General features: G+C 68.0%; 23 protein-coding genes and 1 tRNA gene. 15 read left to right on the top strand and 9 right to left on the bottom strand.

Annotation, left to right across the window (positions count from 1 at the left end):
• Nucleotides 1–7: 7 nt before the first annotated feature.
• The 7 genes from MHN84_RS18160 to MHN84_RS18130 all read left to right on the top strand — a co-directional run bounded on the left by MHN84_RS18160 (nucleotide 8) and on the right by MHN84_RS18130 (nucleotide 7,992).
• Nucleotides 8–1,525, top strand: coding sequence for a TldD/PmbA family protein (locus MHN84_RS18160; RefSeq protein WP_374238383.1), 1,518 nt, complete (start codon nucleotides 8–10; stop codon nucleotides 1,523–1,525).
• The gene (locus MHN84_RS18155) at nucleotides 1,522–2,895 is read left to right on the top strand and encodes a metallopeptidase TldD-related protein (RefSeq protein WP_241205892.1); all 1,374 of its coding nucleotides are present in this window, start codon (nucleotides 1,522–1,524) and stop codon (nucleotides 2,893–2,895) included. The genes MHN84_RS18160 and MHN84_RS18155 overlap by 4 nt, the downstream gene beginning before the upstream one ends.
• 10 nt (nucleotides 2,896–2,905) lie before the next feature.
• The gene (locus MHN84_RS18150; protein ID WP_241205891.1) at nucleotides 2,906–3,748 is read left to right on the top strand and encodes a carboxymuconolactone decarboxylase family protein; all 843 of its coding nucleotides are present in this window, start codon (nucleotides 2,906–2,908) and stop codon (nucleotides 3,746–3,748) included.
• A gap of 31 nt (nucleotides 3,749–3,779) precedes the next feature.
• Nucleotides 3,780–3,853 (top strand) — tRNA-Ile (locus MHN84_RS18145).
• A gap of 75 nt (nucleotides 3,854–3,928) precedes the next feature.
• A complete protein-coding gene (locus MHN84_RS18140; protein ID WP_241205890.1) occupies nucleotides 3,929–4,531 on the top strand; it encodes a molybdopterin-dependent oxidoreductase in 603 nt (200 codons plus the stop codon).
• Complete coding sequence (locus MHN84_RS18135; RefSeq protein WP_241205889.1) at nucleotides 4,474–7,140, top strand: sensor histidine kinase; 2,667 nt, start codon at nucleotides 4,474–4,476, stop codon at nucleotides 7,138–7,140. The genes MHN84_RS18140 and MHN84_RS18135 overlap by 58 nt, the downstream gene beginning before the upstream one ends.
• 75 nt (nucleotides 7,141–7,215) lie before the next feature.
• Entirely contained in the window at nucleotides 7,216–7,992 is a 777-nt protein-coding gene (locus tag MHN84_RS18130; RefSeq protein ID WP_241205888.1) for an SDR family NAD(P)-dependent oxidoreductase, read from the top strand.
• Here the strand turns inward: MHN84_RS18130 and MHN84_RS18125 are convergent.
• From MHN84_RS18125 to MHN84_RS18115, 3 genes are read right to left on the bottom strand one after another with little or no spacing between them, the layout of a single operon-like run.
• The gene (locus MHN84_RS18125; RefSeq protein ID WP_374238385.1) at nucleotides 7,973–9,154 is read right to left on the bottom strand and encodes an MFS transporter; all 1,182 of its coding nucleotides are present in this window, start codon (nucleotides 9,152–9,154) and stop codon (nucleotides 7,973–7,975) included. The two genes, MHN84_RS18130 and MHN84_RS18125, sit on opposite strands and share 20 nt — an antisense overlap.
• Nucleotides 9,155–9,175: 21 nt before the next feature.
• The gene (locus MHN84_RS18120) at nucleotides 9,176–9,829 is read right to left on the bottom strand and encodes a DedA family protein (protein WP_241205886.1); all 654 of its coding nucleotides are present in this window, start codon (nucleotides 9,827–9,829) and stop codon (nucleotides 9,176–9,178) included.
• 31 nt (nucleotides 9,830–9,860) lie between these two features.
• Nucleotides 9,861–10,679 carry an adenylate/guanylate cyclase domain-containing protein gene (locus MHN84_RS18115; RefSeq protein ID WP_241205885.1) on the bottom strand — a complete coding sequence of 273 codons (819 nt, stop codon included), beginning with the start codon at nucleotides 10,677–10,679 and terminating at the stop codon, nucleotides 9,861–9,863.
• 86 nt (nucleotides 10,680–10,765) lie between these two features.
• Here MHN84_RS18115 and MHN84_RS18110 point away from each other — a divergent pair, with 86 nt between their 5' ends.
• Complete coding sequence (locus tag MHN84_RS18110; protein WP_241205884.1) at nucleotides 10,766–11,356, top strand: dihydrofolate reductase family protein; 591 nt, start codon at nucleotides 10,766–10,768, stop codon at nucleotides 11,354–11,356.
• 37 nt (nucleotides 11,357–11,393) lie between these two features.
• Here MHN84_RS18110 and MHN84_RS18105 read toward each other — a convergent pair whose 3' ends face one another.
• Entirely contained in the window at nucleotides 11,394–12,359 is a 966-nt protein-coding gene (locus MHN84_RS18105; protein ID WP_241205883.1) for a hypothetical protein, read from the bottom strand.
• 139 nt (nucleotides 12,360–12,498) lie between these two features.
• A complete protein-coding gene (locus MHN84_RS18100; RefSeq protein WP_241205882.1) occupies nucleotides 12,499–12,897 on the bottom strand; it encodes a hypothetical protein in 399 nt (132 codons plus the stop codon).
• Nucleotides 12,898–13,097: 200 nt separating this feature from the next.
• Between MHN84_RS18100 and MHN84_RS18095 the strand changes: the two genes are divergently transcribed.
• Nucleotides 13,098–13,889: a DUF4239 domain-containing protein gene (locus MHN84_RS18095; protein WP_241205881.1), complete on the top strand. Its 792-nt coding sequence runs from the start codon at nucleotides 13,098–13,100 to the stop codon at nucleotides 13,887–13,889.
• A gap of 8 nt (nucleotides 13,890–13,897) precedes the next feature.
• On the opposite strand, the gene MHN84_RS18090 is transcribed toward MHN84_RS18095, so the two are convergent.
• Both MHN84_RS18090 and MHN84_RS18085 read right to left on the bottom strand, forming a co-directional pair.
• Complete coding sequence (locus MHN84_RS18090; RefSeq protein WP_241205880.1) at nucleotides 13,898–15,148, bottom strand: hypothetical protein; 1,251 nt, start codon at nucleotides 15,146–15,148, stop codon at nucleotides 13,898–13,900.
• Between the two features lie 229 nt (nucleotides 15,149–15,377).
• Nucleotides 15,378–15,737 carry a hypothetical protein gene (locus MHN84_RS18085; protein WP_241205879.1) on the bottom strand — a complete coding sequence of 120 codons (360 nt, stop codon included), beginning with the start codon at nucleotides 15,735–15,737 and terminating at the stop codon, nucleotides 15,378–15,380.
• 49 nt (nucleotides 15,738–15,786) lie between these two features.
• Between MHN84_RS18085 and MHN84_RS18080 the strand changes: the two genes are divergently transcribed.
• From MHN84_RS18080 to MHN84_RS18060, 5 genes are all read left to right on the top strand, one after another.
• Entirely contained in the window at nucleotides 15,787–17,367 is a 1,581-nt protein-coding gene (locus MHN84_RS18080) for a S53 family peptidase (protein ID WP_241205922.1), read from the top strand.
• Nucleotides 17,364–18,557: a zinc ribbon domain-containing protein gene (locus MHN84_RS18075; RefSeq protein WP_241205878.1), complete on the top strand. Its 1,194-nt coding sequence runs from the start codon at nucleotides 17,364–17,366 to the stop codon at nucleotides 18,555–18,557. The genes MHN84_RS18080 and MHN84_RS18075 overlap by 4 nt, the downstream gene beginning before the upstream one ends.
• A complete protein-coding gene (locus tag MHN84_RS18070; protein ID WP_241205877.1) occupies nucleotides 18,554–19,270 on the top strand; it encodes a hypothetical protein in 717 nt (238 codons plus the stop codon). The genes MHN84_RS18075 and MHN84_RS18070 overlap by 4 nt, the downstream gene beginning before the upstream one ends.
• A gap of 45 nt (nucleotides 19,271–19,315) precedes the next feature.
• A complete protein-coding gene (locus MHN84_RS18065; RefSeq protein WP_241205876.1) occupies nucleotides 19,316–19,480 on the top strand; it encodes a hypothetical protein in 165 nt (54 codons plus the stop codon).
• A 74-nt stretch (nucleotides 19,481–19,554) separates the two neighbouring features.
• A complete protein-coding gene (locus tag MHN84_RS18060) occupies nucleotides 19,555–19,827 on the top strand; it encodes a hypothetical protein (protein WP_241205875.1) in 273 nt (90 codons plus the stop codon).
• A gap of 4 nt (nucleotides 19,828–19,831) precedes the next feature.
• Here MHN84_RS18060 and MHN84_RS18055 read toward each other — a convergent pair whose 3' ends face one another.
• Nucleotides 19,832–20,323 (bottom strand): DUF427 domain-containing protein, encoded by a 492-nt coding sequence (locus MHN84_RS18055; RefSeq protein ID WP_241205874.1) that lies wholly within the window; start codon nucleotides 20,321–20,323, stop codon nucleotides 19,832–19,834.
• Nucleotides 20,324–20,347: 24 nt separating this feature from the next.
• Between MHN84_RS18055 and MHN84_RS18050 the strand changes: the two genes are divergently transcribed.
• On the top strand, nucleotides 20,348–21,802 hold the full coding sequence (locus tag MHN84_RS18050) for a peptide MFS transporter (RefSeq protein WP_241205873.1): 1,455 nt from the start codon (nucleotides 20,348–20,350) through the stop codon (nucleotides 21,800–21,802).
• Here MHN84_RS18050 and MHN84_RS18045 read toward each other — a convergent pair.
• On the bottom strand, nucleotides 21,774–23,435 hold the full coding sequence (locus tag MHN84_RS18045) for an alkaline phosphatase D family protein (protein ID WP_241205872.1): 1,662 nt from the start codon (nucleotides 23,433–23,435) through the stop codon (nucleotides 21,774–21,776). The genes MHN84_RS18050 and MHN84_RS18045 overlap by 29 nt on opposite strands.
• Between the last annotated feature and the right edge of the window lie 113 nt (nucleotides 23,436–23,548).

Here is a 23,548-nt window from a genome sequence, read left to right as displayed (position 1 = left end):
GATGGGCGTGAGTGCGCCCCACACCATCGACGCCGATTTCCTGGCGCTGCCCCGGCAGGCACTGGCCGACGCGGCACTGGCCGCGGCAGCACAGGCCGGAGCCAGCTACGCCGATCTACGCATCCACGCGATCACCACCGAGACCATCGCGTTGCGTGACCACGACGTGGAAACCGCGGTGGTGAACAGCGAGATCGGTCTGGCGGTCCGGGTGATCGTCGACGGAGCGTGGGGTTTCGCCTCGCACGCCGAGCTGAGCCCGGAGGCGGCCGCGGCCACCGCCCGCCGGGCTGTGCGCGTCGCGACGACACTTGCCCCGCTCAACGCCGAACGCATCGAACTCGCCCCCGAACCCGTGTACCGCGACATGACGTGGGTGTCGAACTATCTCGTCGACCCGTTCGAGGTACCCGCCGAGGACAAGATCGCCGTGCTCGGCGACTACGCGGGCCGGCTGCTCGCCTCCGACGGCGTGGACCACGCGTCGGCCTGGCTGCACGCGGCCAAGGAGCAGACGTTCTACGCCGACACCTTCGGCTCGTCGATCACCCAGCAGCGGGTGCGCATCCTGCCCACCGTCGAGGCCGTCGCCGTCGACACCGCGGCCGGCACGTTCGAGACCATGTCCACGCTGGCGCCGCCGACCGCGCGCGGGTGGGAAGCCGTTGCCGGCGACGACATCTGGAACTGGACCGACGAGCTCGCCGCGCTGCCCGCGCTGCTGGCCGAGAAGGTGAAGGCCCCCAGCGTCGTGGCGGGACCCACCGACCTGGTGATCGATCCGACCAACCTGTGGCTGACCATTCACGAATCGATCGGGCACGCCACCGAATACGATCGCGCCATCGGCTACGAGGCGGCCTATGCCGGCACCTCGTTCGCGACACCCGACAAGCTGGGCCGGATGATCTACGGTTCGCCGGTGATGAACGTGACCGCCGACCGGACCGCCGAATACGGTTTGGCGACGGTCGGTTTCGACGACGAGGGGGTGCGCGCGCAGAAGTGGGATCTGGTGCGCGACGGTCTCTTCGTGGGGTATCAGCTCGACCGGGTGTTCGCTCCCCGGCTCGGTGTGGGCCGCTCCAACGGTTGCAGCTACGCCGACTCGGCCCATCACGTGCCGATCCAGCGGATGGCCAACGTGTCGCTACAGCCGGCCGCCGAGGATGTCAGCACCGATGAGCTGATCGCGCGGGTGGAGGACGGCATCTACATCGTCGGTGACAAGAGCTGGTCGATCGACATGCAGCGCTACAACTTCCAGTTCACCGGTCAGCGCTTCTTCCGAATTCGCGACGGAGCACTCGACGGACAGGTCCGCGACGTCGCCTACCAGGCGACCACCACCGACTTCTGGGGTGCCATGGAAGCGGTTGGCGGACAGTCGACGTGGCGCCTCGGGGGTGCGTTCAACTGCGGCAAGGCCCAACCCGGTCAGGTGGCGGCCGTCAGCCACGGCTGCCCGTCGGCCCTGTTTCGAGGCATCAACGTGCTCAACACCCGCGACGAGGGCACGCGATGATCAGCGCGCAGCAGGTGGTCGAGACCGCGCTGGCCGAGGCGACCCGCCTCGGCGGAGCTGACGAGACCACCGTCGTGGTCACCGACCGCGTCGACGCGTCGCTGCGGTGGGCCAACAACACCATGACCACCAACGGCGAATCCACCGCCCGCACCACCACGGTGATCTCCATCGTGCGCCGCGGCGAACACGCCCATGTGGGCTCCGTGCGCTCGAGCGCCGTCGATCCGTCGGTGATCGCCGGGCTCGTCGCGTCGTCGCAGCGGGCGGCCGCGGCGGCGCCCGCCGCGCGGGACAACGCCGCCGCGTTGCCCGGCACCGACGTGCCGGCCGACTGGGATGCCCCGCTCCCGGACACGGGCGCCGACGTCTTCGCCGGCGTCGCGCGCGACCTGGCCCGCGGATTCCGCGGCCGCGACACGCTGTTCGGGTATGCCCGCCACGTCGTCGAGACGACCTTCGTGGCCACCTCCGGTGGTGTGCGCCGGCGCTTCACCCAGCCCACCGGCTCGGTGGAGATCAACGCCAAGCGCGACGGCGCTAGTGCATGGGCCGGGGTCGGCACCCCCGACTTCGCGGACGTGTCGACCGACGCGCTGCTGGCCGAACTCGACACCAGGTTGTCGTGGGCGCAGCGCACCGTCGATCTGCCCGCGGGTCACTACGAGACCCTGTTGCCCCCGTCGACCGTGGCGGATCTGATGATCTACCTGACGTGGACGATGGGCGGTCGGGGCGCACAGGAGGGCCGCTCGGCGTTGTCGGCCCCGGGCGGCGGGACACGCGTGGGGGAGAGGCTGACCGATCTCCCGCTGACGCTGTTCTCGGATCCGCACGCGTCGGGTCTGGAGTGTGCGCCGTACGTGGTGGCCGCGACGTCGTCGGACCGGGTCTCGGTGTTCGACAACGGCATGGCGATCGACCGGGTCGACTGGCTGCGCGACGGAGTGATCAACGCGCTGGCCTATCCCCGCGCCGCGGCGGCGGAGTTCGATGCGCCCGTCGCGGTGGGAGCCGACAATCTGCTGATGACCGGCGGTGGGGACTCCCTGGCTCAGATGATCGCGGCCACCGAGCGTGGGCTGCTGCTGACCACGCTCTGGTACATCCGCGCGGTCGACCCGTCGGTGCTGCTGCTGACCGGCCTGACCCGGGACGGGGTGTATCTGGTCGAGGACGGCGAGGTCACCGCCGCGGTGAACAACTTCAGGTTCAACGAGAGCCCGTTGGATCTGCTGCGCCGGGCCACCGAGGCCGGCGTCAGCGAGGTGACGTTGCCGCGCGAATGGGGCGACTGGGCCACCCGGGCGCAGATGCCGTCGCTGCGAATTCCGGACTTTCACATGTCGTCGGTCAGTCAGGCGCAATAAGCTCACCGGGGTGAGCGACCGCGCGCTGCCCGAACGGCTGGCCGAGCTCGTCGCGCTGTCCTCGGGGGACAGCCGCGCCGACACCGTGATCCGGCTGACGTGCGGGCGGGCGTTGTCGCTGTCACCGTTGCCCGTCCCGGTGGACCTGGTCGACGGGCACTCCGAGGAGGAGGCGGTGCTGGCCGCGTTCGCCGAACAGTTCAGCACCGACGTCACCGGAGTCGGCGACAACCAGCGACAGTGCTTCGTGAATGCATACGGAGACAGGGCATTTCGCTTCGTTGTCTCGGTGTTCATCGCCGACTTCGTGCCCCGCGTGTGGGCCGGATGCGACGCGCTCGGACTCGGTGCGCCGGGGGTCGTATCCGAGGTGGCGTGGAATCCCGACGGCGATCCGGTGGACGCACTGCTGGGCGGGTTCGTCCCGGCGGTCGCGCGGCTGCGCGACCTCGACGCGGTGACCACGGAGGTGGTGCGGCTGCGCGGCGCGGCCGCGCACAACTGCCGGCTGTGCCGATCGCTGCGGGAAACTCATGCGCTCGACGAGGGTGGGTCCGAAGGCCTGTACCGGCAGATCGAGGACTTCGAGGCCGCGGCCGACCTGTCCGACGCGCACAAAGCGGCCCTGCGCTATGTCGATGCGCTGATATGGACGCCCTCGGGGATCGACGAGCGCATCGTGGCGGGCGTCCACAAGCATTTCTCGGAGGAGCAGGCGTTCGAGCTGACCCTGGACGTGATGCGCAACGCGGCCAACAAGATCGCCGTGGCGCTGGGCGCCGATGCGCCGCGGGTCACCGAGGGCACCGAACGCTACGAGGTCGACGAGACGGGGCAGACCGTCTTCGCGTGAGCGCGCGTGTGCGACCATGGTGGCCGCGCGAGGGGCGGTAGCTCAGTCGGTTAGAGCCGTGGACTCATAATCCATTGGTCGCGGGTTCGAGCCCCGCCCGCCCTACAACCCTGGCTGATCCGGGCATTTCGGCCCTCCATTCTGGCGGGTCGACGAGGCGAAACTGAGTATCGTCTCGTCATGCACAACCGTCTCGCGGCCTGCGTAGCAGGGCTTATGGCCCTCCTCGTCGTTGCCGCATGCGGAGGCGATCGCGGCTCCGACGGCTCGTCCTCCGCCGTGGCCTCATCGACGGGCGCCGCCGCGACCCAGGCCGGCCCGTCGACCACCAATCCCTACGGGGCGCCCTCCATCGACCCTGCGGGACCCGACGAACCGATCCTGAGGGTCGAGGGCGGCAGCGCCCCACTTTCCCTGACGATGGACCAGCTCAACGCACTCGGCAACACCACGATCACCATCGACGAACCCTTCGTCAAGAAGCGTCAGACGTTCCGCGGCGTGCCCTTGGCCACCGTCCTCGCCAAGGCCGGAATCCCCGACACCGCGACCATCGACACGGTTGCCCTCAACGACTACAGCTACGCCAGCGCTGTCGCGCCGATGGTCGGCTCGCAGGCACTGATCGCCACAGAACGAGACGGAGAGCCGATTCCGTACGACCAGGGCGGACCGATCCGGATCGTTTTCCCCGACGGAACTCCGCTTTCCACGGTCCTCGATGCGTGGAACTGGAGCGTGGCATCGATCACCGTGACGGATCGACCGACACCCGGCTCCTGATGGCCACCCCGCGGGTCGACTCGCCTGATCTGCGCCTCCGCCTGAACCGCGGACAATGGGCACTTGTCGCAGTGCTGGTGCTGTTGATCGGCGCTCTCATCGTCAACAACTACGCCGTGACGGCCGAGCACCGCCGGTACTCCGAGGCCGTCGCCCGTACGGAGACCGCCGGCAACAACATGTTCTACACGTTGAGCGAAACCCTCAGTTACGTAGACGCATTCGACCGCTACCTGCTGGGCATCGCGTCGCGTCGTGAGGTCCAGGTGCAGCGCGCCCTGCTGGCTCAACGGCTGGCCGTCGTCGGCGGAAACGGGATCACCGCAGGCGATTCCACGTCACCCGAGTACCGGGCCAAGCTCAGCGAACTGGACGACGCCCTCACGAAGGTGCCTCCAGGATTTCTGCCGCCTTCTCAGCGCGACGACTGGGGCCGCATCGTGCTGCCGCGATCCGACGCCCTGTCCGAAACGTCTCGCCGGATGGCCGACAGCGCCACCGCAGAACTGCACATGGATGCGCGAAGCAGCAGCCAGAACCTCCTCGAAGGACGGGTCATCCAGCTCGGTATGCTCCTGGCCACCCTCGCGGTCGCCACGGTGCTGCTCGGTTGGGTGGCGACGAACGTGGTGCGGCAGTATCGCGGTGCCCGCGCTGCGCTCGATCGGGAGCGAAAAACGTTGGACAGCACCGAAAGTCAGCTTGCCCGTGTGTCGTTCCTCGATCGAGGGCAGGCCGAGGTGCTGGAGCGGATCGCCACCGGCGACGACCTGCCTGCGGTGTTGCGTCAGATCGGAGAGCTGACCATCGGCGCGTCCGGACAGAACGCGGTACGCATCACGACGGACACGTTGTCGATGACACTTCCTGCCGGAGCCGATGTCTCGGCGCCGCCGGCGTGGAAGCAGACGTTCCAATCCAGCACGACGGACACCGCCGGGACACTCGAGGTGTTCGGTGACTCCGAGATGCTCGACGACATGGCGTGCACAGCGTTTCTGCGCTGCTGTGACCTCGCTTCCCTCGCGCTCGAACACGAGGACGCCCAGCGGGCGGCGCTGATCTTGGCCGAGGAGAAATCCAACTACGTGGCGACGGTGAGCCATGAGATCCGTGCTCCGCTGCACGCCATCCTCGGGTTCTCCGAACTGATGGAGAACCAGTTGTCCTCGGAAGGACGCCACGAGATCGCGGAGTGGTCCCGCCGGGTGAGAACGGAGGCGGACCGTCTGACACGGCTCATCGACGATCTGCTCAACCTCTCGCGGCTCAACGCCGGCAGGACGAAGATCGCGTCCACACCGTTCCGGCTCCGAAAATTGCTCGACGACCTGATCGAGAGTGTCCGAATCACGGCTGAGTCCAAGGGGTTGACGGTCAATTCCTCCGTCGATCCGACCATCTCGGATTGGCGGATCGGCGATCCCGACAGGGTTCATCAGGTGCTGCTGAACTTGGTCAGCAACGCGACGAAGTTCACGCGCGTGGGCCGCATCGACATCGAGATCTCGTCGGCGGCCACCGAGACGGCCCCCGATCTCGTGCGATTCGCTGTCAACGACACCGGTCCCGGCATTCCCCGGGAAGAGATCGATCGCGTCCTTCAGCCCTTCGCGCAGGTGTCCGGCGCCGATTCCGACCGCGGCAGTGGGCTGGGCCTGGCGATCTCCGACGGGATCGTGAAGGCGTTGGGTGGCGACGGGCTCGCGGTGGTCAGCCTCGAAGGCCACGGCTCCACCTTCCACTTCACCCTCCCGCTGCCGGAAACGGCGCCGCCTGAGCCTGCGCCCTATTCGGAGGCCGAGCCCGCCACGGACGGCTCGCTGGGGACGATTCTCGTCGTCGACGACAACCCGACGAATCAGGTGTTGGTCGAGGCGCAACTCAAGAGGCTCGGCTATGTATGCGAGGCCGCTTTCGATGGGGCGGAAGCGTTGGAGCGCCTGGGTTCAGGCCGGTTCGACGCCGTCCTGATGGACTGCAACATGCCGGTCATGGACGGATACATGGCGACCCGACGGATCCGGGCCGAGGAACGCGGCAGTGGCGTTCACATCCCCATCCTGGCGCTCACCGCATCCACGATGGAGGGCAACCGCGATGCGTGCGAGAGGGCGGGGATGGACGGCTTCCTGACCAAACCCCTTCACCTTGCCGATCTTTCGCGGGAGCTCGGCCGCTTCCTCGGTCAGCGCCCCGAGGAATGTCCGGATCGGGAACCGTTGACGAGCGGACCTGTCCAGACGGTGGGCGGTGCGCCTCTGCTCGACGACGTGCGGATCGATCGGATGCTTGCCGAGCTCGGCGAGGTGTCGCTGCAGAAGGTCGCGCGGTCCTTCGTCACCGAGATGCCGCGCCGGCTGGATGACCTCCATCGCGCGGCCGCCGCGGGTGACGCGGACGCCGTCCGCCGCAGCGCGCACGCCATTCGCTCACCCGGCGCGATGCTCGGTGCTTCCGCGTTGGCCGAGCGGTTCAGGGCCATCGAGGAGTCTGACGATCCGGTCGCGTGTGTGGCCGACGGGCCGCTCGCCGAGATCGTCGACGCCACGGTCGAGCGTCTGCGCGTACGACTTCACATGTCCGCGCATTCCGAGGATGTGCATTAGGTCGACGTCGGACCGCGCAGATGCGGGGTGGGTGTCTCGCGATCGGCTTCTCGACACCTGTCCTACACTCCGGCTGTGGACGTCAATGGAACCAGCGCAATTGTCACCGGCGGAGCCTCAGGCATCGGCGCCGCCACCGCCCGCCTCCTCGCCTCGCAGGGCGCCCGGGTCGTCATCGCCGACCTGCAGGCCGAGCGAGGCCAGGAACTGGCGCACGAGATCGGCGGCGCGTACGTCAGCGTCGACGTGACCGACACGTCCCAGATCGAGGACGCGGTCAACACCGCCGTCGACTTGGGGCCGCTGCGCGTCCTCGTCAATTCCGCCGGAATCGGTTGGGCGCAAAGGACGATCGGTAAGGACGGCGAATTCGCCTCGGCGCACAACCTCGACGCCTACAAGAAGGTGCTCGCGATCAACCTGGTCGGCACCTTCGACTGCATCCGGCTGGCCGCCACCGCGATGAGCCGGCTCGACCTCACCGACTCCGGTGAGCGCGGCGCCATCGTCAACATGACCAGCGTGGCCGCCTTCGACGGCCAGATCGGTCAGGCGGCGTACTCGTCGTCGAAGGGTGGCGTCGTCGGATTGACGTTGCCCGTCGCCCGCGACCTCGCCGCGGTCGGCATCCGCGTCAACACCGTCGCTCCCGGCCTGATCGACACGCCGATCTACGGTGAAGGTCCGGACTCGGAGGCGTTCAAGGCCAAGCTCGGCGAGTCCGTCCTCTACCCGCGCCGGCTCGGCAAGCCCGAAGAGCTCGCGTCGATGGTGGTCGAGCTGCTCACCAACTCCTACATGAACGCCGAAGTCGTGCGCGTCGACGGCGGCATCAGGATGCCCCCGAAGTAGGCCAGTCCTTCGCCGCCGCCGAGAGGGCGGCGACGCCGGCCATGAGCGCCGCCGCGGCCACGCATCCCACCCCGAGCGTGGCTGCGGCGGCGACGGCGCCCACCAGCAGCGGGCCGCCGGCATCTCCGAGCTCGCGACCGACCTCGGCCGACCCCATGGTCTCGCCGAGCCGTTCCGGCGGCGCCGATGCGGCCAGGGCCGCGAAACCGAGTGGGGACAGCACACCCGCGCCCAGTCCGATCGCGACGGCGCCGACGGTCAGCCCGGCCGGCCCGGCCAGGAGTCCCGCCAGCAGGAAGCCGGCACCGCAGGCGGCCGATCCCGCGACGGCGCCCGCCCGGTAGCTGACGCGACGGGCATCCAGCGCGCGGCCCGCCCACGGTTGGGAGAACGCCGCGCAGCCCGACAGCAGGGATACCAGCGCTCCGCTGAGCACCGCGCTGGCTCCGGCCGACGCGGCGAGAATCGGGAAGAAACCCACGCCGATCGACAGTGCAGCGGTCGACGCGGCGAGCACCAGGGTGGGCACGAGAAATGCGCGCCGGGTGAGACGACGGGCCAGATCCGCCACGGTGGAACGCCGCCGCGGCAACGGCTCGACCCGGGGAACCACCCACGCGGCCCAGGCGGCGACGATCACCGCGAGCCCGCCGAGGCAGGCGAACAGCGTGGTGTACCCGCCGAGGGTCACCAGCGCCCCACCCAGCAGCGGTCCCAGCGTGTACCCCAACCCTTTCCACGCTCCGTAGCTGCCGAACCGTCGCCCGTGACCGCCGGGTGACTGGAGTCGGGCCACGAGGGTGGACGCCGCGGGGGAGAACGCCGCCGCGGCGGCCCCTTGGCCGAAGCGCGCCACGCCGAGTAGCGCGGGATCGCCGGCTGCGACGAATGCTGCTGACGCGCAGGCGAATCCGATCAAGCCACCGATGAGAACGGGGCGCGGCCCCACTCGATCCACCAGTGTGCCGAAGACCGGTTTGAGGATGACCTCGGCAGCGTCGTACACGGCGAGCAGCAGGCCGATCGTGAGCAGGCTGGCCTGCTGCTGCTGTCCATACGTCCCCAGGTTCGCGGCGATGGAATGCGCGCCGAAGGCAGTGACGAACCCGGCCGCATAGAGCGGCCGGTAGCGGTGGCTCGGATACTCGGCGGTGTTCACGATGGTCGGGCTCTCACACCGGCGCTAGTTCCGGCGCAGCGTTTCCCAATCGTTCTCGGCCTCCAGCTGGGCGATCAGACGTGAGGTCCGTTCGCGCATCAGCAGTGTCGCGCCGATCCCGATGACGATCCCGGCGACGAGCGCGATCCAGGAGAACCGAGAGAGCCAGCGCTCGGCGGCCATGCCCGCGTAGTAGATGACGGCGACGGTTCCGCCTGCCCACACCAGGGCGCCGCCGGCGTTGGCGGCGAGAAACCTCGGGTAGCGCATCCGCATCGCACCGGCCAGCGGGCCCGCGAAGATCCGCAGCAGCGCGATGAACCGGCCGAAGAACACCGCCCAGACGCCCCATCTCTGGAACAGTCCCTTGGCCAGCGCCACATGTCCGGGCCCGAAGTGCGTGGGGAAGCGGGTGCCGAGCCGTTCGAACAGCGACATGCCGTGACGGTGTCCGATCGAGTAGCCGATGGTGTCGCCGACGATGGCACCGAGCGCGGCCGCCGCCGCGACGCCCACCGGGCTGATGTCGAGGCTGTGCCGCGACGACAGCAGCGCCGCGCTGACCAAGGCGATCTCGCCGGGTAGCGGGATGCCGAGGCTCTCGACGCCGATGATGGCGCCGACGACCAGATACACCGCGATCGGCGGAATCGTCTGCAGGATGGCCTCGACGTTCATGCCCGGGAGTGTGTCACGGCGGCCTGGGGTTTCACGGCACGAGGCGGACCGAGGACACCGACTGGGTGCCGCGCAGCCCCTTCAGGTCGACCTCGACGGGATCGTCGAACGCGATGCCGTCGGCGCCGGCCACCGACTCGCGCACGTCGTCGCTGACCAGGATCTCGCCTCCGGACGCCAGATCGGCGATACGCGCCGCCATCGCGACGTTACGGCCGAACAGATCATCACCCCGCCGCACCGACGTACCCACGTGGATACCGATCCGGACCCGGATACCGTCGTACCGCTCGGCGCTCTCACGGAGCGCCCGCTGGATCGCCAGGCTGCACCGCACCGCATCGGCGGGTGCGGAGAAGGCGATCATGAAACCGTCTCCCTGGTTCTTCACGACATAGCCGCGATGGTCGGCGACCATGCGTTCCACGAGGCGGTTGTGCCGATCGAGCACCTTCATCCACGCCTGGTCCCCGAGCGATTCGTTGCGTTCGGTGGAACCTTCGATGTCGGAGAACATCAGGACGACCTGACCGTCGGCGGTCAGGCGGGCCAGATCCGGCCGTTCGACGCGCGCCCACGCGGCGAGGTCGTCGACCGAGCTGCGGACGGTGCCGACGATGCCGTGCCGGATCAGCGCGTCGGCGCTCTTGACGGTGTGCGCGACGGTCCGCACGGCCAGCGGAGCGACCCCGGGTCGTCTCCTGCGCCCGGTGCTCGGAAGGCTTTCTCGACTGCGCCGCAATTTCTTTCGAGCATTAGTGAGCTGACGGCGCGACACGATGAGTAGCACACAGAGGGTGATCACCGCCGCCGTCAGGATCGAGATGACTATCAGGGCCACGATGTCCACACGACCAGTATCCCGGCCTCATCGATGAGTTCGGCGCCGCCGCCCGGTCTACCTCTCAGATAATCGATAGAGCCTCGAGGAGCATCATGAGCGCGACCTACACCTTCGACGTGTTCTCCAGTCTCGACGGCTTCGGCGGCGCGAGCGGCGGCGATTGGACCGGTTATTGGGGCAAGCAAGGCCCTGAACTGCTTGCCCGCCGCCTCGACCTCTATCGAGGAGATCAACGATTGGTGTTCGGCGCCAACACCTACCGTCAATTCGTGCAGATGATCGGCGAGGGCGATGACGATTCCGAGGTCCACGACCCGTGGGTCACCGCGATGTACCATCTGCCGGCCACGGTCATCTCCACGACCGTCGAGGAGCCGCTCGAGTGGCCGGACGCGACCGTGGTGCGCGCTGACGCTGTCGACGTGGTGACCCGACTCAAAGCCCAGTCGGACATCCCGTTGCGCTCGCACGGCAGCCTGTCGATGAATCGCGCCCTGATGGCCGCCGGCCTCGTGGACTACCTGCACCTCACGATCTTTCCCGTCATCACCGGGCAGACCGGCGCGATTCCGGTCTTCGTCGGCGCCGCCGACTTCGACCTGGAGCTGCTCGAGAGCCGCACACTCGACGGTCACATTCAGGAGCTCGTCTACCGGCCGCGGGTGCACATCGCGTCGCGGTGATGCTGAGCTCCTGCGTCAACATGGTCGACGCGGCAGATCACCCTCGGTCGCGCAGGCTGCCCAGGCGGCGCTTGTTCGGTTTCTCCGACGAACGGGTGTTCGACGACGCCGCGGCGTCCTCTCTCCGTTCGCGAAGGGTCAGCCGCGGCTTCTTCTTCTCCGTCTTCGGTTGCTCGGCTGCATCGGTCGAATCAGGGCTCGGGGTGCTCGGATCCGGTGCGGCCGCCACCGATGGTGGGTCTGCATCGTCGACTGTGCGGTCGGCCCACCGACGCTTCTCGACGGAGCGGGGTGCGTCCGCTGCGAGCCGCGGGAAGATGCGGCCCAGTGCTTCGCGCACAGGACGTGGCTTCTCCGGGGCGGGCGCCGGCGACTGCGCGTCAGCAGGCTCGGCGGCAAGCGGCAGGGGCGGCAGCGGAGGCAACCAGAAGTTCCATTCGTCTCTGCCCAGCTGCACGAGGGCGTCCCAGCTGTCCCGCGCGACGTTCGCGAGTCCCTCGCCGAAAGGCAACGGACCCCAGAGCCAATTCGCCGAATTGACCACGAGGCTTTCCACGATCCGCTCGCCGAAGTTGTAGAAGATCATGATCTGTGGCGAGAGCCATCCCACCCAGGGCACCCACCCGACCGCGTAGGTCGCCAGCTCGAATCCATACCGTACCCACGGCTCGATGGCGTGATAGGTGTTGATGATCGCGTCTTCGAATTCGTACGGGGTGGCCTGAGGTGGCGGAATAGTCGGCAGATCCGGCGGAGGTTGGCCCACACTCGGCGGAATGATGATGCGCCGGACACCCGCCAGGGGCACTGCTCCTGCAGGCTCGGCCGTGACCAACGCCGGCGCCTGATCACCGACCGCGAACGGTAGGGTCGCGGCAGCGAGGCCGACCGTGGGCGCGGGCCGTACGGCCTGCTCGTGCGGAGGCGGCGGGGCGACGATGCCGGCGCCCGCGACGGCCACCGCTGCGCTGAGCGCCGTGATCGTTCTGCCGGTGATCGTCACCAGCGTGCTCGCGGAAGTTGTTGTGCAGGATTTCATTTCAACCGTCCCCCACCACTGCAGACCGGAAGTTGGCGCTCGAGGCGCAGGAGAATTGTAATCCCGATGCGAGGGTGACAAGACCCGAATCAGAGGGTCGCAGCTAATTTTCTCGATCGATCTGCGGAACGCGGCGCTGGATCAGAATGTGCCAGTGCACCTGCATCACGGCAAAGAGGAACGCTGTGCTGATGCCGAACAACAGACAACCGTTGATCGCTTCGAGAGCAGCGAGCATCTGCCACCGTGACGCGAGAGGCACTGCAGAGGACTCCGAGGTCGTCATGGCCGCCAGCGAGTAACTGGATGCCTGTGCAAAGGAATCGAACACGCCGAGGCACCGGTAGGCCACGGCCCAGGCCACGCCTTCCACACCGTGCAGCGCCGCCAGGAGAACGGCGATCGTCCCGATGCGGACGATCACCGTCGAAATGGCCTGCCGCCGAGTCGGTGTACTCGCAGCCGATCGTGCGGCCAATCTCTTCTCGAGGATGAGGGCCATCGCCACCACTGCCGTCGTGTGAGCCGCGATCGTGACCACGATGAGCGACAGCCCCAGGGTCCAGCTCGCGAGGTCCACGTGTTCTCTTTAGCACTGGCGGCCGGCTATCTTGGCGCACTCGGCACGAATCGGTCCGGGGAATCTCTAAGCTTGCCCGCGACGGGGTACTCGATGCACGCAACGCGACTCGAGGGGATGACATGGGCGGGTTCGGCATTTCGGCGCTGTGGCTGCTGCTGGCGGCATCTCTGTTCATCGCACTGCTGATCGCCACGGGCAGCGTTCTCCTCGCCGACCGGACGCTGCCCAAGAACCTCGGTGACGGCCACAACTCGGCGCTGTCGCCATTTTTGACATGCGTGAGCCTGGTGTACGGCGCGCTGTTGGGTTTCACGATCGTCGTTGCATGGGAACAGTTCTCCTCCGCCGAGACAAACGTGTCGAATGAAGCCTCCACGATCGTGACGATGTACCGCCAGACCGTCGCCATGCCAGTTCCGGAACAGACCCAGATGCGGGTTCTGCTGCGCAAGTACGCTGACGCTGTCGAAGGGCCCGAGTGGCAGAACTCGCTGCGCTCCGGCGTGGGTACTGAGACCGCGCGTGATGCGCTCAACGAGATGTACGCGGTACTCGGAGGTCAGCAGTCCAGCGTCGCAACGAGTCCGATCACGCAGAAGTTCCTCGATCAACTCACCACGTTGGCATCGCAACGCAACCAACGCATCCTGGACGCGACACCGCGCATCCCGGGCCTGCTGTGGACCGGTCTGCTGTTCGGGGGCGTCGTCCTCCTCGGGATCGGTGGCTTCATGCGTCTGGGCAGTGCTCGCGCGCATCTGTGCCTGCTGGGGGCCGTCGCGGTCCTGCTCGGCCTGCTGCTCTTCGTCGTGTTCTGGCTGGATCATCCGTTCGGCAACGAATTGGGCGTCACGTCCAAGCCTTTCGAGCAATCGCTGGAGGTGTTCGACTCCATCGACCGGGGTACCTGAGCGGCTGGTCAGTTGTCAGCTGCTGACGTCCGCGCTCGTCGCGATTCCCGCTTCTCGGTCCTGCTCTTCTTGGCCGGCTTGTCGGCTGCCGTCTTCTTGGCAGGCTTGTCAACACTCACGCGAGACGAGCTCGCGGTCTCGTCGCGCTGACGATCCGCGAGGGCGCCACCGATACGGAAGTTGTTGATGGCAACGCCGAAATCCTCTTTCGTGACGTCCTGGCCATCCTTGAACACCGATCCGGCCAGAGCGAGAGGGCCGGGACCGGCAGACACGCTGTTGTCGCTACCGAGGAAGTTGAACCCGGCGTTGAAGCTTCCCGGCCCACCGGCGGTCACGTCGTTACGTCGTCCGCCGATGTTGTAGACCAAGTTGAACCGACTGTCGAAACCCCCTGTCGACAGCTCATTCTCGTCGCCGCCGATGTTGCGCGCCCTGTTGAAGTATCCGCCTTCTGAGTGGACGGTGTTGCCGGCGCCAAGGAGGTTGCTCGCAAGGTTGGCGTTGCCGCCGACGATGGACACGGTGTTGTCGCTGCCGAAGCGATTGCGCCCGAAGTCGGCGTACCCGCCGGTGATGGTCACTGAGTTGGAACCGCCGAAGAAGTTCTTGGCGAGATTGCCGGTTCCGCCCTGTTGGATCAGCGAGTTGCCGTCGCCGAATGCATTCTGCGCTGCGTTGCTGTATCCGCCCGTGGTCGTCACGACGTTGTCGTTACCGAGGATGTTGCGGGAGTGATTGAATCTGCTGCCCTGGCTGGTGACGACGTTGTTGCTGCCCCCGTAATTGCCGGCGCGATTCCACAATCCGCCCTGCGCGCTGACGGTGTTGTTGCTGCCGAACCAGCTGCTGGCCAGTGTCAGAACCGATCCTGCGCCGCCGGCCACCACCTCGTTGTCGGTGCCTCCGATGCTCAGGCCGAGCCCGAGCAAGCCGTGCGCCGCGGCGCTGGAGTTCTCGCCGACCGCGCTGGCGAGGGTGAAGGCGTCGGTGCTAGACGCGGACGCGCCGTTGCCGACGGCGAATGAGGCGCCGAAGAATCCGTTGGTGTGCGCCTGGGCCCCCTGGCCGAGCGCGAAGGCGACGCTGAACAGTGTGCTGCTGCAATCGGCACTCTTGCCGAGCCCGAACGCGGACAGGCACGTCGCCTCAGCTTGAGGGGCAGACCAGAAACTGGCGCCTGCGAGAAGTCCGCCGGTGATCGCGGCCGCGAGGACGCCCGCGACCTCGCGGCGCTTCGAGACGGAAAAAGTACCCACGACTGCCCCCTTGACTACATCGTCAATTAAAGAAAGGGTATCGCTGAGGTGCAGCCACATCAAGCATTCCTGTGAGCGGTTGGCTGTAACGATGTGCGCCTCCGTCGACACCACAAAAGGCATAGCTTCGACCGCACGGGGGTTGTTCGCCGACGCCGACGACGACACCAGGGCTGAGAAATGCGCCTAGCGCTGGTCGATGGGACGGTGAAATGTCAAGATCTAGTCGCTACCCAGTTCCTGGGAATGCATGCGGCTCGACGAACAGATGGGAACGCAGTATGACAACAAGGACCAGTCGCTTCTCGCTGGTTGCCGGCGGTGTCGCCCTCACGGCGATGACGTGGCTGGCCGTGGGGTGTAGCTCCAATGAGGGCAACGCCCCGGAGACGTCCACCACCACCACGACGACCACGACGACGACCACCCCGCCGGCCACCACCCCGGCTACGCCGCCCCCGGCGTCGCCGACGGAGAACGTGCCGCGCACCGCCGGCGGTAACCCGTTCACCTCGATTCCTCCGAACGCGAACGACAACGGCAGGAACCCGGGGGCGCCCCGCGCACCACAGTGACAGTGGTGAGCCATCCTCACTGATGTTCGTACGCCTGCATTCCGCGTCGCGGGCTTGACGGCACTGGTGGTGGGGGTCCTCGTACTCCTCACCACCAGTGTCGCCCCGGTGCGGCCGACCCCTGCCGGTGGGCCAGGGCAGCTGATCGGCGGGCCGTATGCCGCCCTTCTCGCCCATTCGGTCGATCTCGGGCCCTCGCACGACCGCTCCGCACAAGTCGTCGTCGAGTTGCGTGATGCCGTTGCCCCCGTCTCCCTGACGCAGTGGGCCGACGACCACGAGTTGTCCGTGCAGTGGCAACCGGGGCAGCGCTGGGCGGTCGTGGAAGGCGGAGCCCAAGCCATGGCCCGGGCCTTCCGCGTCGACGTCCACGACTATCGGGAACGGCACGGGACGGTGTTCTACGCCTCGCGTCGTCAACCCGCCGTTCCCGACGCGGTGACCGTGGAAGTCGGTTCCGTCGGCCGCCTCCTCGGTTACACGCCGTTCCGGGACAACCAGCCGCGGGACCTTCCCTTGGACGTGCCCGAATTCGGTTTGACGCCTACGGCGTTGCGCGCCACCTACGAGTCCGACCGGCTCTTCGCCGACGGCCACACCGGCAAGGGGCAGACGGTCGCCGTCTTCGCCTTCGGCGGCTTCCGGCAGTCCGACCTCGACGAGTTCACCACGCGCAACAACCTGCCCGCGTTGACGCCGACGGTGATCGGCGGACCGTTCGACGAGCCGAGCGCAGAAACCACGATGGACCTGTCGGTCGTGCACGCCATCGCCCCCGATGCCCGCAAGATCGTGATCAACGCGCGGAACACGGTGGAGGGTGACGGCGCATACGTCAAGATCGGGCAGATGATGGCCGATGTCGATCGGCAGTTCCCCGGCGCGATCTGGAGCTTCTCCATCAGCTGGGGGTGCGACAAGCTGCTCACCGCAACCGATCTCGCGCCCGCGCAGTCGGCGTTGGTCGCCGCCACGGGTCGGGGCACGACCGCGTTCATGGCCAACGGGGACCTTGCCGGTCTGGAGTGCAAGAGCGGCGACGACTGGTCGTCGGCGCCCGAGCAGGACAGCATCGGCCTCAATTCCGTTGCGTCCCTTCCTGAGATGGTGAACGTCGGCGGCACCACGCTGTCCACCGCGGCCACCGGCGCGTGGCTGGGGGAGCAGGCCTGGTTCGACGTACCGCTGTCGCTGGGCACCAGCGGCGGCGTCTCGGAACTGTTCGACCTGCCGCCGTGGCAGCGCGGTGTCGAAGGCGCCGTCCCCGCCGATCGCGCCACCGGCAAGCGGCTGACACCCGATGTGTCCGCGGTGGCCGACCCCTTCACGGGGGTGAGCTTCATCCTGGACGGCCAGCCGACCATCGGCGGCGGCACCTCGCAGGCCGCGCCCATCTGGGCGGGTCTGGCCGCGGTGATGAACGACTACCTGCTCTCCACCGGAGGACGCCCGCTGGGCGATCTCAACCCGCTGCTGTACCGGATCGCCGCCGGTGCGCGGTTGCCGGCCTTCCGCGATGTCACGCTGGGCGGCAACGCAGTCGACGACGCCGCACCCGGCTACGACCTGGTCACCGGTCTCGGCACCCCGCGGGTGGACAACCTCGTGCGTGACGTCGCGGATGTGCAACAGGAGAACTCATGACCGACGACAGCCCCTTCCCGACCACCGAGTGCCGGATCTGCCGGGTCGACGTCCCAGACGGCGAGTTCTGCGGACTCTGCGGGTGCCATCTGACGCCCCGCAAGTGGGAGGGGCCGGACTGGTTGCGCATCCGCAATTTCGGTGCCGCACCCGGTGAGAACGTGCTGTCGCCGTCGCTGCTGAGTTCGCTGTTCCCGCATCTGGCACACCGCGGCGCGTTCCGAGTTGCGCTGGGCGTCATGCTGGTCGCTCTGGTGGCTTTTGCGTTGCTACGGATGCCGGCGGCCCTGATCTCGGTGGGTGTGCTGGGCCTGCCCGCGCTGTTCGTCGTCTACCTGCGCGAGGCGGACGCGTTGCGGGATCTGCCGACGCGGATCCTTGCGTTGACGGTCGGGCTCGGGGTGGTGCTCGGCGTCGGGTTCGTGCTCGTGGCCGGCGCGGCCTTCGACCGCCCCTCCGGTGCTGCCGTGGGGGTGGGGATGAGTGGCGCGCAGATGCTCCAGGAAGGCGCCGCGCTGCCGCTCGCCGGCGCGATCCTGATGCTGGTGCCCGTGACCGTCGTCCGTCTACTCGGCCCGCCGACCCGAGAGTCGTTGGAAGGTTTCATGATCGGCGCGCTCGGAGCGCTGAGCTTCACCGGTGCGGCCATGATGACGCGGCTGGTGCCGCAGCTGGACACCGGCCTGGTCAGTGACGCACCGCTCACGTTCTATCTGGTGGAGGCCGGCATCCGGGGTGTCGCGGCGCCTCTGATCGCCGCGGCCACCGGTGGTCTGGTCGGCGTGGCGCTGTGGTTCACCCGCCCCGAGAGCAAGAAAGATCAACGCCCGGGCGTGGTCCGCTTCGTGATGGTGGCGTTCGCGGTCGCGGTGCTCGCGCTGTCCGTCGCGCTCGGGATGGTCGACGTCTCCCGCTCGCGGCAGTGGCTGATGCTGGCCCTCTATGCCGTGGTGGTCGCAGCGGCGCTGCTCCTGCTGCGCCTCAGCCTGCACCTGGCGCTGCTGCACGAGGCGCATGACGAGACGGTCGCTGATGAGCCGGTGCTGTGCGAGCACTGCGGTCACGTGGTGCCCGACATGGCGTTCTGCCCGGTGTGCGGGGTGGCCGCTCGTGCGTCGTCGCGGTCATCGCGCTCGCAGCGCCGCACCGATCGACCTCAGCGCGTCGACACCGACGGCGAACCGTCTTGACCACCACCACCTTCTTTCCCGGCTATGCCGCCGGCGGCCGCGCCGCGGCGGTGCGCCGCCCGTCGCGCCGAATGGTCCTGCTGCTGTGGCTCATTCCGGTGGTACTCGTCGGTGCGGTGCTCGCCGTGATCTCCTTGCGAACGACGTCACCGCCGGTGCGCTTCGTGTGTCCGCCCGAGTGTGGTCGCCCACCCACCGGCACCCCGGTGGCGATCAATCCGCGGTTCACCGCGCCGGACGGCTCGTTCTCGGTGTCGTACCCGGCGGCGGGGTCGTCGTACCGCATCACCAATGGCGACGACGGCGTCGTCGCCGACTTCACCGGCGGGGAGGGCGGCACGCTCCGGCTGTTCAGCCAGCCGGCCGGCGGCAGGTCGGCGCGCCAGGTCGTCGACGACCTGACGGCGCAACACGTCCCCGACGGACGCGTCGTCTACGAGATCCCCAACACGATGGTCGGCTACCAGCCCGGCTTCGGCGAAGCGATCGACTACTTCCCGCAGGGCTCCACGAGCAGCTACACCCATATGCGGGTGCTCGTCATGGCCGCGGTGAAGAACGATCTCGCGCTGATCGCCTCCGTCGTCGGCCCCTACCACCCGTTCGGGCCGGACTTCGGACCCGGCAAACCCTCAGGGGCCAACGTGCAGCTGGCACTGGATATGGGCAAATACGTCAACAGTTTTGCGTGGCGCGGCGATCCGCCGCGTTGACGCAATCGTCTGGTCAAGAGCGCTACCAGCGGTTACGTTCGTGGGGTGAGCGCCCCCACCGAAGCGATGTGCGGTAAGTGCGGTCACGCGGCGCCGGTCGTCTCGTCTCAGCCCACCTGGTCGGCGGGGTCCGATCGGGTGACCCGCTGGTTTCTCGACGTCGACTGCGCCAACTGCGGCCGTCAGTACGGTTGGCTGTCCGACGCATGAGACCCCGCGCGGGGCTGCCGGCAGCTTAGGATGTGCGTCGACGACAGGGGGCGAGGACAGTGAACCGAGTGCACATGGGTCTGAGTGTGGCCGGCGCGATGGCAGCGCTGGTCACGCTGGCAGCACCCGCCACGGCGGATACGGCCGGCTATCTCGAGGGCCTGGAACCGATCTACACGTCCCTGACCCGCGATCAGCTGCTCACCGCGGGGTCGATGGCCTGCGCCATCCTCGGCAGCGGGCAGCCGGCCCCGGTCGCGGTGAACGCCCTCTACAAGGAGATGGGCATCTCGCTGTCGGCCGGCAACGGCATCGTCACCGCCGCCGTCATCGACCTCGGCTGCTGAGAGATCACCACCCCATCGAGCCGGGCACGCCCTTGAACGGGCCCGAGACCCAGCTCGTGATCCAGCCGCCGTAGAACCCGCCGGGCTGCGGCACCACCTCTTCGCCGTTGACGGTGCACCGGTCCACGGCCGCGGCCATCACGGCCACCGCACCGGCGATGGCGGTGAACCCGGGGGTGGGCCGACGGTACGTCCACGCCGCCCGGGGGGCCACCGCCGTCGCCGTCACCAGATCGAAATAGCTTGCCTGGCCTTTCCATTCACACCACGAGGCGCCGTCGGCCTCCCGCAGCACCCCGTCGGCGAAGGCATCCGCCGGGAGGTAGTAGGTCGGAGGATGGCTCGTTTCGAGCACCCGCCAGGCTCGCTCGGTGGAGGCGATGACCTGCCCGCCGAGTTCGACGGCGATGGATCCGGCGAACTCTTCGAGCCGGGGTGGGCGAGGGTAGTCCCAGACGGATTCCTGGCCTGGTCTCGGGGTATCAGGTACAGGCATGCTGCCGAGTGTAAGGGTGGTCCCATGACAATCCGAGACGACAAGAAAGCTCGCACGTTCTTCGGGCATCCGATTGGGCTGACCAACCTGTTCGGGGTCGAGCTGTGGGAACGGTTCTCCTTCTACGGGATGCTCACGATCCTGGCCTACTACCTGTACTACTCGGTCACCGACGGCGGCCTGGGCCTGCCGCAGAGCACGGCCACCGGAATCGTCGGCGCCTACGGCGGTCTGGTGTACCTGTCCACGGTGCTGGGTGGCTGGGTGGCCGATCGGGTGCTCGGCATGGAGCGCACCGTGTTCTACGGCGGCGTGGTCGTGATGATCGGTCACATCGCGCTCGCGATACTCCCGGGGTTGGCCGGCGTCGGCGTGGGCCTGGTGTGCGTCGCCCTGGGCTCGGGGGCGCTGAAAGCCAACGCCTCATCGCTGCTGGGCACGCTCTACGAGAAAGGGGATCCGCGCGCCGATGGTGGCTTCACGCTGTTCTACCTGGGCATCAATCTCGGTGCCTTCGTCGGCCCGCTGATCACCGGTTTGCTGCAGACCCGCGTCGGCTTCCACTACGGCTTCGGTGCGGCGGCGGTCGGGATGGCGCTGGGTCTCGCGCAGTACGTGGCGTTCCGCCGCAACTTGATGGGCCATGGCAGGGAGGTGCCGAACCCGTTGCCGCGCAACGCCGTCGCCAAGACCGTTGCAGTGCTGGTCGGCGTCGTCGTGGTGATCGGCGTGGCCATCGCGCTGCGCCTCGTCACGCTGGCCAATCTCTCGCAGGTGACCACCGGTGTCATCGTCGTCGCGTCGGTGGCGTACTTCGCGATCATGTTGCGCAGCCCGTCGGTGAACTCGGAGGAGCGAGTGCGGGTGCGGGCATTCATCCCGTTGTTCGTCGCGAACGCGGTGTTCTGGTCGCTGTTCCAGCAGATCTTCACCGTGCTCGCCGTGTACTCCGACGAACGGATGAACTGGTCGATCTTCGGGTGGACGGCTCCGTCGAGCTGGATCGGTTCGATCGAGCCGGTGTGGATCATCCTGCTCTCCCCGCTGTTCGCGCTGCTGTGGACGCGGCTGGGTAACCGAGCGCCGACCACCCCGCGCAAATTCGCCTACGGCGTGGTCGGTATGGGGCTGGCGTTCCTGTGCTTCGTGCCGCTGGCCGGAGGCACGGGCCGCAGCACCCCGGCGCTGCTGGTGATGGCGATCATGGCGGTGTTCGCGATCTCCGAGCTGCTGCTGTCGCCGATCGGTCTGTCGGTGACCACCAAGCTGGCGCCGGAGGCCTTCCGGGCGCAGATGATGGCGCTGTATTTCTTCTCGGTCGGCCTGGGCACGGCCATGTCGGGTGTGCTCGCCGGTTACTACGACACGGACAGCGAGGCCGCGTATTTCGGGATCCTCGGTGCCGTGGCCGTGGTCGCCGGTGCGGTCGTGTTCGTGATCTCGCCGTGGATCAGCCGCCAGATGGAAGGGGTGCACTGAGCGGGCTGAGCACGATGGTCGCTGCCTCGGCCAAGGTGCCGTCGTCGCGGGGCTGCTCGAACACCACGTCGGCCCCGCGACCGACGGCGATCAGCGAGGCGATCGTGTTGCCGAACAGTGGCCCGCTGAGGTTGCGCCACGACACCGGCAACTCCGGTGACCCCGCCCGACGTGCCCAGCGGCGGGTCAGCCGGGCGGCGGGCGCCGACCAGCCGAGCTTGAACGCGGGTTTGACGTAGGACGGCACGTAGTTGTGCACCGGTGAGCAGACCAGCTGGTGCACCTGCGCCCCGTCGGGCTCGCCGAAGTCGGCGCGAGCGGCGTAGCTGTGGTGGACGTCGCCGGAAAGCACCGAGATGGTCGCCGGGCCGTCGGCCGTGGCGCGCGCCGCACCGGCGATCATGGTGGACAGCCGGACGAACGACGCGAAGAACGCCGGCCAGTGTTCGAGGTCGGCGCCCTGCCTGATCTTTTCGGCCAAGCGCCCACGCAGCCCGGGGCGCGCCGCGCCGATCTCGTTGACGATCTGCAGATCGCCGATCGCGGGCGGCATCAGCCACGGCAACGAGGATCCGATAATCAGGTGGTCGACCCCGGACAGGTCGCTCACCTGCTCCTCGACCCAGGCGAACTCGCGGTCGCCCAACATCTTTCGTTCGCCGCCGTCGAGGATGCGGGCATTGCGGGAGTCGACCATCACCAGTCGGCTACGGCCGAGATCCCATCGGAAGCTGAACCGCAGGCCCTTGTCCCCGTCGACCTCGCTGTCGGCGCGGTCGGCGAGTTCGGACAGCAGCGGCCAGCAGTCACCGTCTGCGGCGAGCACTTTCTGGTAGTCGTCATCGCTGTCCAGCTCACCCGGGCTGAGGTTGCCCAGGTGTTGATACACCCAGTAGGAGGCCAGGCCCGCGCGGATCCGGTCGCGCCACCACGGCTGGGAGTTGATCTCGGCGCGCCAGGCCGACGACGTGTTCCAGTCGTCGCGGATGTCGTGATCGTCGAAGATCATCGCCGTCGGCAACGTGGAGAGAATCCACCGGATCTCGGGGTCACCCCAGGTGTGCCGATACAGGCCGACGTACTCGGAGAACGACACCACCTCGTCGGGTGGTCGGTGGTTGTCCGAGCGCCGGCTCGCCGACCGGCCGCCCGAGAGGCGTCGGCGGCCCTCGGGAGTCAGCTCATCGGCATACACCTGGTCGCCGAGCAGCAGCAGCGCGTCCGGCCACTCCGAGACGGGCAGATCGGTCAGACGGGTGGCGTAGCAGTCCAGGGCGTCGAGCCCGAGTTTGCGATCCAGCTTCTCCTCGCCCGTTTTCGGGTAGCGGCACGAACCGAAGATGACCCGCAGCCGGTCGGCCGACTCCGGCCCGCGCGTGCGGATGACGCTGGGTGGGAACTTCGAGTCCGGCTCCGGCCAGCACGTCGCACCGTCGACGCGCACCTCGTAGGCGGTGACGGTGTCCGGGGTCAGCCCGCTGACCGCGACGAGGGCGTAGTGACACCCCTTGACCTCGAACGTGTGGGCCCGGCATCCGAGCACCTCCACCTCCGCCGGCGCGTCGGTCTGTACCCACACCGTCGCAGTCGTCTCGCCGACGTGGCGCAGCACCGGGCCGAGTAGAAGACTCACCGTGTCAGCGTAGTGCCCGCATCGCGTCGTCGTCAGCGCCGTCGGTTTTCGCTCCAACGGTGGTAAGTTCCGCCACGAGCATCGTCGCCGGAGGGGGACACCGTGGCCAGTTG

Origin of the sequence: Mycobacterium sp. PSTR-4-N (assembly GCF_022348085.1) — a bacterium.
In the GTDB taxonomy this organism is placed as follows: Bacteria; Actinomycetota; Actinomycetes; order Mycobacteriales; family Mycobacteriaceae; genus Mycobacterium.
The sequence above is the reverse complement of the archived record's forward strand: the minus strand, read 5'-3'. Positions and strand labels throughout refer to the sequence as shown.

What these genes read in the sequence shown, in the direction of transcription:
- MHN84_RS18055 (WP_241205874.1), bottom strand. Translation starts at nt 20,323, where the DNA reads ATGCCTGTACCTGATACCCCGAGACCAGGCCAGGAATCCGTCTGGGAC.
- MHN84_RS18085 (WP_241205879.1), bottom strand. Translation starts at nt 15,737, where the DNA reads ATGGCTCACCACTGTCACTGTGGTGCGCGGGGCGCCCCCGGGTTCCTG.
- MHN84_RS18060 (WP_241205875.1), top strand. Translation starts at nt 19,555, where the DNA reads ATGGGTCTGAGTGTGGCCGGCGCGATGGCAGCGCTGGTCACGCTGGCA.
- MHN84_RS18155 (WP_241205892.1), top strand. Translation starts at nt 1,522, where the DNA reads ATGATCAGCGCGCAGCAGGTGGTCGAGACCGCGCTGGCCGAGGCGACC.
- MHN84_RS18140 (WP_241205890.1), top strand. Translation starts at nt 3,929, where the DNA reads ATGCACAACCGTCTCGCGGCCTGCGTAGCAGGGCTTATGGCCCTCCTC.
- MHN84_RS18095 (WP_241205881.1), top strand. Translation starts at nt 13,098, where the DNA reads ATGGGCGGGTTCGGCATTTCGGCGCTGTGGCTGCTGCTGGCGGCATCT.
- MHN84_RS18100 (WP_241205882.1), bottom strand. Translation starts at nt 12,897, where the DNA reads ATGGCCCTCATCCTCGAGAAGAGATTGGCCGCACGATCGGCTGCGAGT.
- MHN84_RS18110 (WP_241205884.1), top strand. Translation starts at nt 10,766, where the DNA reads ATGAGCGCGACCTACACCTTCGACGTGTTCTCCAGTCTCGACGGCTTC.
- MHN84_RS18050 (WP_241205873.1), top strand. Translation starts at nt 20,348, where the DNA reads ATGACAATCCGAGACGACAAGAAAGCTCGCACGTTCTTCGGGCATCCG.
- MHN84_RS18075 (WP_241205878.1), top strand. Translation starts at nt 17,364, where the DNA reads ATGACCGACGACAGCCCCTTCCCGACCACCGAGTGCCGGATCTGCCGG.
- MHN84_RS18120 (WP_241205886.1), bottom strand. Translation starts at nt 9,829, where the DNA reads ATGAACGTCGAGGCCATCCTGCAGACGATTCCGCCGATCGCGGTGTAT.